This is a genomic window from Archangium primigenium (assembly GCF_016904885.1).
Lineage (GTDB): Bacteria > Myxococcota > Myxococcia > Myxococcales > Myxococcaceae > Cystobacter > Cystobacter primigenius.
This window is the reverse complement of sequence record NZ_JADWYI010000001.1, coordinates 116,935-130,236: the sequence shown is the minus strand read 5'-3', so window position 1 is coordinate 130,236 and position 13,302 is coordinate 116,935. Positions and strand designations below refer to the sequence as shown.

Here is a 13,302-nt window from a genome sequence, read left to right as displayed (position 1 = left end):
GCGCGGGCGCGCGGCCGCCGCTGTGAGCCAGGTCACTGCGCGTCACGTCGCGGAGAGGCAACCCGCTCCCGGTCTTTCACGAGAATCGCGGATACCTCTCGCGCCGTCCCTGGAGTGTGTCATGCGTCTCCGCGTCCTCGCCGTCCTGCTCGCCCTGGTCCTCCCTGGCTGTGCTCCCCCCGACGCTCCCGAAGCCGATCCGGCCGGGGAGGCCACCCAGGCGCTCACGCCGGGCGGGGGCTTGCGGTTCATGACGTACAACATCAAGCACGGGGAGCTGAGCAGCCTCGAGGCCATCGCGGGCGTCATCACCGCGCAGGCGCCGGACCTCGTCGCGCTCCAGGAGGTGGATGTCCTCACCACGCGCTCGGGCAAGGTGGACCAGGCGGCGCGACTCGGCCAGCTCACGGGCATGTCTGCCGTGTTCATCCCCTCGCTGCTCAGCTTCGACGGCGGGCAGTACGGCCTGGCGCTCCTGTCGCGCTACCCCATCCGCTCCTCGCAGCGCATCGCCCTGCGCTCGGCTTCCGAGCAGCGCGTCCTCGCGCTCTACACGGTGGAACTGGAGGCCGGGCGGGTGCTGCCCGTGGGCGTCACGCACCTGGGTACCACCAGCGCCACCGAGCGGCTCGAGCAGGTCGCGGACCTCAAGGCGGCGCTCGCGGGCAAGCCCTGGGCGCTGCTCGGCGGAGACTTCAACGCCACGCCCTCCGAGGCCAGCATCTCCAGCCTGACGCAGCAGTTCTCCGACGCGTGGCGCCGGGGCGGCTCGGGCAATGGCTACACCAGCTCGGCGGGCCTGCCCACGCGGCGCATCGACTACCTGATGCTCGGCGCGGCGTGGACCTCGCCAGTAGTGGCCAGCGTGCCCGGGGCGTCGAGCCAGTCGGACCACCGCCCCGTGGTGGCCACCGTCATTCCGCCGTGGAGCCAGACGCTGCTCGGAGACCGGGTGCCCGGCACGCCCGTCCAGGCCGATACGAAGCCCGTGGAGGTGGGCGTGCGCTTCCAGAGCCGGGTCGCGGGCAGTGTCACCGCGCTGCGCTTCTACCGGGGCACGGGCAATGCCAGTGGTTACGTGGCGCGCCTGTGGACGTCCTCGGGCACCCTGCTGGCCCAGATCCCCGTCCGCGATGTCAGGCTTCCCGGCTGGCAGGAGGGCATTCTGTCCACGCCGGTGCGCCTCACCGCGGGCACGACGTATGTGGTGTCCTACTCCTCGTCCAACGGCCAGTTCGCGCGGGACGTGGATGGCTTCGCGAGCGCGTTCGTCAGTGGGGACCTGACTGTGCCCGTGGGCGGCGGGGTGTATGTCTACGCCCCGGGCAGCTTCCCGACGAACTCCTACAAGGACACCAACTACTGGGTGGATGTGCGCTTCACGCCCTCGCCCTGAGCCGCACGGCGCAACGCGCTACACTCGTCCGCGGATGCCGTGAGGGGTCCACCGTACGGGGTGCGCGATGATGGGTTTCAAGGGGATGTCCTCGGGACATCCGTCGACGAAGGGCAAGGAGACGTCCTCGGGTGAGGTCTCGCTGGAGATCCACCACATCGACGTGGGGCAAGGCGACGCCACGCTCCTGCTCGTCCGGGGAGCGGATGGCGGCCTCACCCGCTCCATCCTCATCGATGCCGGCAGGACGGGCTTGCAGGTGATTGCCTATTTCGAGGAACTCAAGAAGCGCACGGGCGGGTTTCGCAAGCTCGACATGGTCATCACGTCGCACTACGACTCCGACCATATTGGGGGCTTCGCCCTGCTGTTCGGGGACGAGAAGTACGTCCAGGACGACGTGATCTTCTACGACCTGGGACGGCCAGCCAACGCGGACACCGACTACCAGAACTATGAGAACCTCGTCTGGCTCCAGGAGCATCGCCAGCGCATTCCGTTCGGGCCGATCCTGGAACTGTCTGGCATCACGCTGACGTGTCTCGCGCGGAACGCCGCCATGGCGGGCTCGAACGCGAAGCGGGTCTGGTCTTTCGACGCGGGCGGCGAGGTGGCGCCCTCGCAGCACATCCCGCCCCTGGACAAGAACGCCACCAGCGTGGCGCTGCTGCTCGAGTTCGGTTCGTTCAGATACTTCACGGCGGGAGACCTCTGCGGGTTCTATGAGGAGGGGGTCGTCCACTTCCTCCACCCCTACTTCCTGAAGGACAGCTCCCACGTCTGTGCCTGGAAGCTGGGCCACCACGGGGCGAACGAGGCGAGCAGCCAGGATGTCCTGCGTCTGATGGTGCCTCGCCTGGGGGTGATTTCCTGCGGCGCGGACAATGTGTTCGGTCACCCGGCGCCCGGAACACTGCTCCGGCTGGAGGAGCTGAGCAAACACGAGGTCTGCAACTACATGGCGACGGCGAAGATCGTTCCCGAGACGGGAATGGGCTTTCCCATCGGACAGATTCCGTCCGGGGGCCATGGCTCCGACGGGCATGGTCCCATCGTGATCTCGGTCACGGAGACCCAGGCGAATGCACACATGTTCTCCGTGCGCTCCAAGAAGTCCGCCGAGCAGGTTCTCCAGTGCGGGACACGCCAACCTCTCTCCTCTTCCGTCAAGCTGGAGGAACACCGGGTGTCGGGAAAGAGGAAGCAGACCGAGGAAGGCGAGCGCGCGGCGAAGATGCGGCAAGAGGATCGTCTGAAGGACATCCTCGCCACGCTGCGCTCCGCGCTCGCGACGAAGCTCGGCGATGCGCCCCAGGTGGACCTCGCGGACCTCGACGTGGGCGCTCAGCTCATCCGGATCGCCAAGCGCATCTACAATCAGGCCGCGATCGATGCGCGCGAGGAGTGGGCGTCCAACGCGTTCGCCAAGTCCGCCCTCCACGGCATGATGGACAAGGCGGATGTGCTCAAGACGCTCAAGAAGCTCTGAGGCCGTGCGTCAGGGCGCCCCGTGCGCCGGGACGAGCGTCATCTCCACGGGCTCGCCCGGGTTGTGCATCCGGAGTCTGAAGGTATTCGCCGTCAGCTCCAGGATGTCCGTGGGGTAGGGGCGCGACTCCTCCACCATCGTGAGCGCGCCCTTCTCGTAGCGCCACGTGCCCAGGGCGGGCGTGCCCGTCTCCGAGGCGATGACCAGCGTGCCCTCGGAGAGGAACACGTAGAGCTGGCCCTTCTGGATTTGGGGCGAGGCCTCCACCTTCCAGACCTTGTTGACGAAGCCCGTGGGCGCGGTCACGGGCGTGGGGGCGGGCGCGGGCTTCGGGGACGTCGTGGCGCAGCCGGCGAGCAGCAGGGCGGCGGCGCCCAGGGTCTTCACGGTCTTCATTGCACGGCCTCCAGGGCGGGAAGGTCCACGGACGGCGCCAGGGTGATGACGACGGACTTGGACGTGGGGGTGCGGCTCTTGTCCGCGAAGCTGTTGAGGGGCACGAGCACGTTGGCCTCGGGGAAGTAGGTGGCCGCGCACCGCCGGGGGATGTCGTAGGGCACCACCACGAACTTCCGGGCCACGCGCCGCTCGCCCTCGAAGTGGCTCGTGAGGTCCACCGGCTGGCCCGCCGTGACGCCCAGTTCCTTCATGTCCTCGGCGTTGAGCATCACCACGCGTCGCCCGGCCTTGATGCCCCGGTAGCGGTCATCCAGGCCATACACCGTGGTGTTGTACTGGTCGTGCGTGCGGACGGTCATCATCATCAACTGGCCCGGCTCCAGCCGGTGCCGGGGCAGGGGGTGCACCGTGAAGTGGCCCTTGCCGCTCGGCGTGGTGAAGCGGCCCTCGCGCGGGCCGTTGGGCAGCGCGAAGCCGCCCGGCTCCAGCACCCGCCGGTTGAAGTCCTCGAAGCCGGGAATCACCCGCGAGATGCGCTCGCGCACCCGGCCGTAGTCCGCCGCCAGCTCCTCCCAGGGCACGTCGTCCGCCGGGCCCAGCACCGCGCGCGCGAGCCTCGCCACCAGCGCGGGCTCGCTGAGCAGGTGCTCGGAGGCCGGGGGCAGCGTGCCGCGCGAGGTGTGCACCACCCCCATGGAGTTCTCCACCGTGACGAACTGCGGCCCCGTGGCCTGCGTGTCGCGCTCGGTGCGGCCCAGGCACGGCAGGATGAGCGCCCGCCGCCCCGTCACCAGGTGCGCCCGGTTGAGCTTGGTGGACACGTGCACCGTGAGCCGCGTGCGGCGCAGGGCCTCGGCCGTGGCCTCCGTGTCCGGCGTGGCCGACAGGAAGTTGCCCCCGAGCGCGAAGAAGACCTTCACCTTCCCGTCGCGCATGGCCCCGATGGTGGCCACCGTGTCCAGGCCGTGGTGCTCGGGCGCGGTGAAGCCGAACTCCTGGCCCAGCGCCTGGAGGAAGGCGGGCCGCGGCCGCTCGTTGATGCCCATGGTGCGGTCGCCCTGCACGTTGCTGTGGCCGCGCACCGGGCACAGCCCCGCGCCCGGCTTGCCGATGGCGCCGCGCACGAGCGCCAGGTTCACGAGCTCCTGGATGTTGCCCACGGCGTTCTTGTGCTGGGTGAGCCCCATGGCCCAACACCAGATGACGCGGTCCGTCTCCGCGAGCCACCCGGCCACCGTCTCCACCTGCTCGCGCGAGATGCCGCTCTCTTCCACCACGTCGTCCCAGGACACGCCCGCCAGGTGCGCTGACCAGGCCTCGAAGCCGAGCGTCTCGGCCGCCACGAAGTCGCGCGCCACGACGGTGCCCGGAGCCGCCGCCTCGCGCGCGAGCAGCGCCTTGCCCAGGCCCTGCAGGAGCGCCACGTCCCCGTTGATGCGCACCTGGAGGAAGGCGTCCGCGAGCGGCGTGCCCCCGCCGAGCACGCCGCGCACCGCCTGCGGGTGCTTGAAGCGTTGCAGGCCCGCCTCGGGCAGCGGGTTGATGCTGACGATGCGGCAGCCCTGGCGCTTGGCGGCCTCGAGCGCCGTGAGCATGCGCGGGTGGTTGGTGCCCGGGTTCTGCCCGATGACGACCACGAGCCGGGCCTTCTCGAAGTCCTCCAGCGTCACCGTGCCCTTGCCGATGCCCACCGTCTCGGTGAGGGCCGTGCCGCTGGACTCGTGGCACATGTTGGAGCAGTCCGGCAGGTTGTTGGTGCCCAGGCGCCGCACGAGCAGTTGGTAGAGGAAGGCCGCCTCGTTGCTCGTGCGCCCCGAGGTGTAGAAGGCCGCCTCGTCCGGAGAGCCGAGCGCGCGCAGCTCGTCCGCCACGAGCGCGAAGGCCTCGTCCCACGGCAGGGGCGTGTAGTGCGAGGCGCCCTCGCGCAGCACCATGGGGTGGGTGAGCCGGCCCTGCTTGCCCAGCCAGTGGTCCGTCTGGGCCGCCAGGTCCACCAGGCTCCACTGCTGGAAGAAGTCGGGCGTCACCCGGGCCGTGGTGGCCTCCTCGGCCACCGCCTTCGCGCCGTTCTCGCAGAACTCGAAGGCCGAGCGGTGCGCGGGGTCCGGCCAGGCGCACCCGGGACAGTCGAAGCCGTGCGTCTGGTTCACCTGGAGCAGCGTCTTCGTGCCGCGCACCGGGCCCATCTCGCCCCAGGCGTGCTGCATCGCCTTGACCACCGCCGTCACGCCGCCCGCGGCGCTCGCGGGCGCGCCCACGCGCAGGGGCTCGGCGAGCACGGGGGGCTGGGCGCTCGGGCGGAGCCCGGGGGCCGCGGGCACGGGGGCCTCGGCGGCCGGGGTCTGGGGGTCGTGCTTCGTGTCCGCCATGGGTGCTCCTCCTGGGCGGGAGGAGTCTAACCCCCGGCGACCGGGGGCGGCGGGTCGGCGTGCTCGGCCGCCCTGCGGACGGGCCTCAGGGGGTTCCCGCGTCCTCCCCGTGGAGGGCCGAGTGGTTGAACAGCAGGAGGGGGTTGTTGTAGTTCGAGTAGTTCAGGGCCTCTTCCGGTGTGTTGCAGACGGTGGGGCACAGGGTGTTGGGGCTGCTGGGCCCGACCCAGACCTGGCCGGGCGCGCAGTCCCCCGCGATGCTTCCGTCGGCGAGCAGCGACGGGGCGATGAGCTGGCACTGGGTGGGGGGCGGGGGCAGGGTCTTCCAGCGGGCGTGGCTCAGGCACACGGCGCCCAAGGTGTTCCACCCGGCCTCGAAGGGGGCCTCGGCGGGAATGACGCTCGGGGTGGGGCGGGCGAGGTTGGCGGGTGACACCTGCTCGTCCCAGAAGAGGATGGGGGTGCCCTCCTGGGTCTGGGTGCCGCCGTTGCCGCAGTAGTCGGCGCGGGCCATCCGGGTGCAGACGGCGTGGGCCTGGCCATGGTTGCCGGTGGTGCCCCCCGCGGGGCTGCTGGCGTTGGTGTAGCCCTTCCAGGGCTGGTAGCCCCAGCGGTAGCACTTGGCGATGACATCCTGGGTGCAGCCGAAGGTGAAGCGCGCGGGGGGATTGCCGTCGCGCACGCCCGTGTCCTCGTCATAGGTCCCGAACAGCGGCACCATCCAATTGGAGCCGTCCGGGTTCGAGCCGCGCTCGCACTTCTCCGGCAGGCCCAGGCGCGTCAGCCGCGTCTTGTAGAGGAAGGTGGCGCCGCTCGCGTCCCAGCGCGCCGGGCCGCTCGTCGGTTGCACGTCCGGGTCCACGGTGTCGGCGTTGATGACGTCCTCGATGGAGACGAGCATGTCGGGCGTCTGGGGGTTGTGCACGGAGTAGGCATGAAGCCGCGCGCCGATGAGCTCCGTGCCCCGCACCTCGCGGCGCGCGGGAAACACGCCGCTGGAGGGCACGAGGCCCACGCTCCACGCGGGGGTGCCGCTGTGCTTGGGGCCCGCGAGCACCGTGTAGCGGCCCGAGGCCGGGCAGACGAAGGTGACGTGGGGGCAGAGACTGCCGCCACAGCCGTTGTCTCCCGAGACGAGCGCCTGGGCCTGGGTGCAGGACTGGGGGCCCGGGCAGACGCGCAGCACGGGGTCTCCCGAGCAGGTGCCCAGGCCACAGCCGCCCGCGCCCAGGCTCACGAGGGTGCCCGGCGTGCACGCGCCCACGCCGCGCCACCCGTAGCCGCAGTCGCGGGTGGCGCCCACGGTGGGCTGCGCGCAGGCGGCCAGCACGGGGTGGGTGGTGTCCCGCTCGTAGTCGACCGCGCCGACGAGCTCGCCCCGCTCCAGGTGCAGGTCATGGAGGGCCTTCTTGGTGGCCGAGAAGTCGGCGCTCAGAAAGGAGACGCTCTCCAGCGCGGAGCCGTGCAGCAGCCGGCCCTGGGTGGGCCAGCCGGGGGGAACGGGATCGCCGTCCTGGGCGAAGGACCGGCTGGCCGGGGAGGCCGTCGTCTCCGGCGGAGGAAGCTCGCCCTGGCAGGCCAGGAGCAGGCCCAGACAGGCGACGAGACACAGCGGCGACACGGGACGGCTCGACGGGGTGGACATGGGGGCTTCTCTCTCCAAGGGACGACGGGGCTTCATTTCAACCGCCGTGCCAGGGCGGGTCCTCGGAGGGAGGGGGTCTGGGCGCGCCCTCTCCGGCAACCCTGGCGGGCAACCCTTGCCAGCTCCGGCAAACCTTGCCGTCCTAGCCCCCGTCCCGACCCTCCGGCGCGGGCGTGGCGCACAGGCGCAGGCCGACGAGGGGCTCGCGCAGGGTGCGCTCCATGGCCTCGCGGTTGGCGCTGCGGCTGCCCACCTCGGCCTGGAACCAGCTGCCGCCCCGGATGATGGGCTGGCGCGGATCTTCCGCCGAGCGCACCCACTCCCACACGTTGCCGGCCATGTCGTCCGCGCCGAAGGGGCTGCGCGAGCGGGGATGGCTGCCCACCTCGTCCGGCCCGAAGCCGAGCGGCTCGCGGCCATACGTCACGTCGATGTTGGCGTCGTCCGGGGCGAGCGTGTCGCCCGAGGGGTAGCGGCGGCCGTCGGCGCCCCGGGCGGCGCGCTCCCACTCGAGCTCGGAGCACAGCCGGGCGCCGGGCACGCGGCCCGTCCGGGCGAGCCAGGCGGCGTAGGCCTCCGCGTCCTCGAAGGAGATGGCGGAGACGGGAAAGCGGCGCCAGTCCTGCACCGCGCGCCGCTCGCGCTGGGCGTAGCGCACCGGCTCGCCCTCCCAGGCCACGTACGCGCGCGAGGCGGGCCGCAAGGTGAGGCGCCAGCGGCCGGCGATCTTCTCCAGCGCCACGCCGCCGCGCGCGCCCCGGGTGCCCGGCAGCCGCGCCAGCCGCTCGGCGGGGGGCAGGGTGTCCAGCCACGCCATCCAATCGGCGAACGTCACCTCGTGCCGGGCGATGAGGAAGGCGGGCGTGTGGGCCTCGTGCAGGGGCGCGGCGTTGAAGAAGGCGCGGCGCAGGGCCTCCTCGTCGCTGCCCTGGAGGAAGCCGCCGGCGGGGATGGGGAGGAAGCCCGCGGGGACGTGCTCCGGCCGGGGCAGCGCCACGTCCAGCGTCAGGTGCTCGCCGGGGCGCAGCCACAGGGGCAGGCGCACCTCGGTGTGTCCGGGCGCCTCCAGCCGCAGCAGGTAGGCGCCCTCGGCGAGCGCCGCCGTGCCGGGCGCCACGCCCCACTGTCGCTCGGGGGCGGCCCGGGGCCCGGACGCGCTCAGCCACAGGCGGGTGCCCTCGGGCCGGGCGCGCACCTCGAGCCGCGCGGGCGTCGTCCAGGGCCGCGCCCACGCGCCGGTGGGGTCGTGCGCCTGGAGCCGCGCGAGCAGCTCCGCGCGTCGGGCCGTGGGCCCCGCGCGTCCGGCCAGGGCCACGCGCTCGGCGAGCAGCTCGGCCAGCCGCTCGCGCACCGTGGCGTGGCCGGGGGCGAGCCCCGTCGTGGCCTCCAGCGCGCTGGTGGCCGCCACGTAGGCGCCGTCCGCCGCCGCCTCCCGCTCCAGGGCCCGGGCCCACAGGGCCTCGGCGGCGTCGCGCTGGCCGGGCGTGTCGAAGCGCTGGAGGGCCTCGTGCCGGGCACGTCCCCCCTCGGTGGCGAGCCGCCGGGCCTCGTCCCACTGGTGCCGGGCCTCGTCCAGCCGCGCCCGGACGGTGGCCTCCAGGCCCGCGCGCACCTGCCAGCGCACCGCGCCCACGCCCGCGAGCACCGCCAGGGGCACGCTCGCCGCCAGGGCCCAGGCGCGCAGGCGGCGGCGGCGGCGGGCGTGCCGGGACTCGGCGAGCAGGGCCTCCTCCCGGGGCCCCAGCTCGTCGAGCTCCGCCGCGGCCACCTCCGCGAGCAGCGTGTCGCCGTACAGCAGCTCCGCGGGCCGGCCCAGCCGTGTCCACTCGGCGGCGGCGCGCTCCAGGCGGTGGCGCACCGCGCGCCGCTGCTCGCCCTGGCCGAGCCACCCGCGCAGCGTGGGCCAGCCGAGCAGCAGGCTCTCGTGGGCGAGCGCGTAGTGGCCCTCGCCGCTGTCCGTCTCCCCGGCGAGCACGAGCCGTCCGCGCACGAGCGCCTCGAGCACCTCGTGGCCCGGCTGCCGGGGGCCGGCGCGCAGCTCGGTGGCGGTGCGCCGCGCGCGGGTGCCCTCGGGGGTGACGAGCGCGAGCAGCAGCGCGCGGGCCCCGGGCCGCTGCTCGGGCCGCAGCCGCGCCACCACCCCGTCCGCGTGCCGCGCCAGCGCGCCCTCCACGCCGCCCATGGCCTCCAGCGCCGCGGCGGGGATGACGCCGTGCGCGCCGTCGCGGGCCTCCCACAGCGCGGCGAGCGCGAACTGGAGCAGGGGCAGGCCTCCCTCCGCGCGGGTGGTGGCGGAGACGAGCGCGTCCACCACGGCCTCGGACTCGAAGCGCACGCCCAGCGCCCGCGCCGGGCCGGTGATGGCCTCGCGCAGGGCCGCCGGGGACAGGGCGGGCAGCAGGTGCAGGGCGCGCGGCAGCTCCTCGTCCAGGCCGGGCAGCGCCATGAGCCGGGTGAGGCAGTCGCCGCGCGCCGTGCCGAGCACCCGCGCGCCTGGCACCCGGCGCACCACGAGCACCAGCTCCCCGGCGAAGCGCGCCGCGTCCTCGGCGGGCGCGAGCGTGACGAGCTCCTCCAGCTGGTCCACGAAGAGCAGCGGCGCGGGGGCTCCGGGGGGGCGCCGCCTGAGCACCTGGGCCAGGGCGCCGGGCTCCTCGGCGAGCCGGGCCTCCAGCGTGGCGGCGGGCCACCCGGCCTCGGGCGCGAGCGCCTCGGCGAGCGCCATGAGCGGGCGGCGCCCGGGCACCAGCCGCGCCACGCGCCAGCGCCGCGCGTCCTCGCCCAGGCCCGACTCCTCCACGGCGGGCAGCACGCCCGCGCGGCACAGCGAACTCTTGCCCACGCCCGAGTCGCCCGCGACGAGCACGAAGGGGTCCGCGCGCAGCCGGTCCACCACCTCGCGCACCTGGGCCTCGCGGCCGAAGAAGACGCCGCGGTGGTCGGCGTCGAAGGCGAGCAGGCCCCGGTAGGGGTTGCCCGGCGGGGGCGGGCCCGGGCGCGGGGGCGCGGCCAGCGCCTCCAGGGCCTCGCGCAGCGCGTCTCCCGAGTCGAAGCGCGCCGTGGGCTCGCGCGCGAGGCAGCGCTCCACCACCGCGGCGAGCCCCGGGGGCAGGGCGGGGGCCACGTGCGCGAGGGGCGGCGGCGCGTCCTCGCACACGGCGCGCGCGAGCCCCTCCAGGGGGACGTGCTCGTGCGGCGCCTGGCCCGCGCACAGCTCGTAGAGCAGGACGCCCAGGGCGTAGATGTCGCTCGCGCGGCTGGCGGGCTCGCCGCGCCACAGCTCCGGCGCGAGGTAGAGCGGCGTGCCGGCGGCGGGGACGTCCGCGCCGGGCCCCGGGACGGGCGTGCCGGGCACGGGGGCGGACGGCGGGGGGGCCAGGGGCCGCGTCTCGCGCGCGGGGGCCAGGGGCCGCGTCTCGCGCGGGGGGGCCGCGGGGGGGGCCGCGAGGGGGACGGCGGGCGCGGGCGGCGCGCGCTCGGCGAACTCGGCGAGGCCGAAGTCGAGCAGCTTCACCTCGCCCTCCTCGGAGAGCATGGCGTTGGCGGGCTTGAGGTCGCGGTGGAGGATGCCGCGGCGGTGGGCGGCGGCCAGTCCGCGCGCCAGGCCCACGGCGATGCGCAGCACGTGGGGGCCCTCCACCGGCCGGGGCAGCGCCTCCAGGGACTGGCCCCGGACGAACTCCGACACCAGGTAGGGCCAGCGCCGCGCCTCGCCCACGCGGTGGATGGCCACGACGTTGGGGTGCTGGAGCCGGGCGATGGCGCGCGCCTCCTGGAAGAAGCGCGCGCGGGCCGCCTCCTGGCTCACCTGGCCGGGCGCGATGAACTTCACCGCCACCAGCCGCTCGAGCAGCGTGTCCTGGGCGAGGAACACCTGCCCCATGGCGCCCTGGCCCAGGGGGCGCAAGAGCCGGTACTCCTCGAACTCGCGCGGGGGCTCGTCCCCGGCCCGCGTCATGGCGGGGGCGTCCCCCGGCGGGGCGCGCGGGCCTGGAGCCCGAACTGCCGCATCTTGAAGCTGAAGGTGCGGATGGGCATGCCGATGAGCGCCGCGGCGCGCGTCTGCACCCCCTCGGCCGCCTCGAGCGCCTCGCGCATGCGCCGGTGCTCCAGCTCGCGCAGCTCCTCGGCCAGGGGCTGGAAGGCGGCGCGGCCCGGCGGCGGCGGCGGGGGACGGGCGGGCTCGGGGGGCGCGGGGGCGGGCACGGGCGCGGGCGCGACGCCCCGGACGCGCTCGGGCAGGTGGTGGGCCTCGAGCACGCCGCCCTCCACGGCGGCGGCGGCGTAGTCCATGAGGTTGCGCAGCTCGCGCACGTTGCCGGGCCAGGCGTGGTGCGCCAGGGTGGCCAGCGTCTCCGGGGCCAGCACCAGGGGCGCGCGGCCCAGGGCCTCGCACGCCCGGTCCAGGAAGGCGCGCGCGAGCAGGGGCACCTCCCGGGGCCGCTCGCGCAGCGGCGGCAGCAGCACCGTGGCCGCGCCCAGCCGGAAGTACAGGTCCTGGCGGAAGCGGCCCGCGGCCACCTCGGCCTCCAGGTCGCGGTGGGTGGCGGCCACCAGCCGCACGTCGATGGGGCGCTCGCGCACCTCGCCCACGCGGGTGATGCGGCGCGACTCGAGCGCGCGCAGGAAGCGCGCCTGCACCGCCAGGGGCAGCTCCCCCACCTCGTCGAGGAAGACGGTGCCGCCCTGGGCGCTCTCGAAGATGCCCGCCTTGGCGCTGGAGGCGCCGGTGAAGGCGCCCTTGTCGTGGCCGAACAGCTCGCTCTCCACCAGGCCCTCGGGCAGGGCGGCGCAGTTGAGGGTGAGGAAGGGGCCCGCGGCGCGGCGGCTCCAGTGGTGCACCGCGAAGGCGGCGTTCTCCTTGCCCACGCCCGTCTCCCCGGAGACGAGCACGGGCAGCTCGCTCGGGGCCAGGCGCCGCACCAGGGCGTAGAGCTGCACCATGGCGGGGTCCGCGACGAGCACCGTGCGCTCGGCGAGCGTCAGGCGGGTGGCGCTGCTGGCCGCGGAGGCGCACTGGCCGGGCGGGGCGGACTGGGCGGCCTCGCGCGCGGCGGCGACCAGCGTGTCCGCGTCACACCCGTCCGTGGGGCACACGGCCCAGCCCAGCCGCGCGCCGGGACAGGCGGCGGCCAGGGCCTCCAGGCACTCGCCGGGGCCGTCCTCGCCGGGCTCCCCGGACACCTCGGGCAGCACCCCCACCAGGTGGCCCGCGTCGAGCCACCCCGCCGCCCCGGCCGAGCCCAGCACCGCCGCGCACGTCGCCTCCACGTCCTCCCGGCCCGCGCCCGGCGTGGGCGGCACGAGCGCGAGCACCGTGAGGGGCCGCCCGAAGCGCAGGGCCCGCCGCACCTCCATGCCCAGCCGCTCGAACAGCGCCTCGGCCTCCAGCACCCGCGCGGGGGGCGCCACGCGCGTGGCGGTGCGCAGCACCAGCGTCACCGTGCCCAGCGTCACCACGTCCCCGGAGACGAGCGCGTGCGCGCCCTCCACGCGCTGGCCGTTGACGCGCGTGCCGTTGTGGCTGCCCAGGTCGATGATGCGCGCCTCGCCCCCCTGGAGCACCAGCCGCGCGTGGCGGCGCGAGACGCTGTCGTCCCCCAGCCGCACGTCCGCCTCCGGGTCCCGGCCAATGAGGAGGATGCCCGAGCCGGGCAGGGAATGGCGCGAGGACGAGGCTCCCTCCAGCACCAGCAGCGAGGCGGGGCCCGGGCCCCGTGGGTCGCTTCCCGGCGACAGGGGCCGCGTGGCGTGGACAGGGGGCGGCGCGTCGGACATGGCGCGGAAAAATCCCATACCCCCCGCGCGGGGCGCAATCCGTCCCCGTGCCTTCCGGCAAGGGCTGCCGGGGGGGCACGCAAGCCTTGCCGTCCCCCGCGCAAGCCTTGCCGGGCTCCGCGTGCGCCAGGCGGGGCCGTCCCTCGGAGGCCACCCCTGGCATCGCCCTTGCTCTGACGTCCTCGCGTCGCACGCCTTCCTCGCCATCCCGCCTTCAAAGGAACCC

The 13,302-nt window shown here is 74.6% G+C and carries 7 protein-coding genes; 2 read left to right on the top strand and 5 right to left on the bottom strand.

Annotation, left to right across the window (positions count from 1 at the left end; genetic code table 11):
• The first annotated feature begins 121 nt into the window (after positions 1-121).
• Together I3V78_RS00590 and I3V78_RS00585 are read left to right on the top strand one after the other, a co-directional pair.
• On the top strand, positions 122-1,396 hold the full coding sequence (locus tag I3V78_RS00590; RefSeq protein WP_204484369.1) for a DUF4082 domain-containing protein: 1,275 nt from the start codon (positions 122-124) through the stop codon (positions 1,394-1,396).
• Positions 1,397-1,463: 67 nt separating this feature from the next.
• The gene (locus I3V78_RS00585; RefSeq protein ID WP_204484368.1) at positions 1,464-2,885 is read left to right on the top strand and encodes a ComEC/Rec2 family competence protein; all 1,422 of its coding nucleotides are present in this window, start codon (positions 1,464-1,466) and stop codon (positions 2,883-2,885) included.
• A 9-nt stretch (positions 2,886-2,894) separates the two neighbouring features.
• On the opposite strand, the gene I3V78_RS00580 is transcribed toward I3V78_RS00585, so the two are convergent.
• The 5 genes from I3V78_RS00580 to I3V78_RS00560 all read right to left on the bottom strand — a co-directional run bounded on the left by I3V78_RS00580 (position 2,895) and on the right by I3V78_RS00560 (position 13,076).
• Positions 2,895-3,281: a hypothetical protein gene (locus tag I3V78_RS00580; protein ID WP_204484367.1), complete on the bottom strand. Its 387-nt coding sequence runs from the start codon at positions 3,279-3,281 to the stop codon at positions 2,895-2,897.
• On the bottom strand, positions 3,278-5,653 hold the full coding sequence (locus I3V78_RS00575; RefSeq protein ID WP_204484366.1) for an FdhF/YdeP family oxidoreductase: 2,376 nt from the start codon (positions 5,651-5,653) through the stop codon (positions 3,278-3,280). The genes I3V78_RS00580 and I3V78_RS00575 overlap by 4 nt, the downstream gene beginning before the upstream one ends.
• 85 nt (positions 5,654-5,738) lie before the next feature.
• Positions 5,739-7,298 (bottom strand): ADYC domain-containing protein, encoded by a 1,560-nt coding sequence (locus I3V78_RS00570; RefSeq protein WP_204484365.1) that lies wholly within the window; start codon positions 7,296-7,298, stop codon positions 5,739-5,741.
• Positions 7,299-7,440: 142 nt separating this feature from the next.
• Positions 7,441-11,256: an nSTAND1 domain-containing NTPase gene (locus I3V78_RS00565; RefSeq protein ID WP_204484364.1), complete on the bottom strand. Its 3,816-nt coding sequence runs from the start codon at positions 11,254-11,256 to the stop codon at positions 7,441-7,443.
• Positions 11,253-13,076: a sigma 54-interacting transcriptional regulator gene (locus I3V78_RS00560; RefSeq protein WP_204484363.1), complete on the bottom strand. Its 1,824-nt coding sequence runs from the start codon at positions 13,074-13,076 to the stop codon at positions 11,253-11,255. The genes I3V78_RS00565 and I3V78_RS00560 overlap by 4 nt, the downstream gene beginning before the upstream one ends.
• Positions 13,077-13,302: the final 226 nt, after the last annotated feature.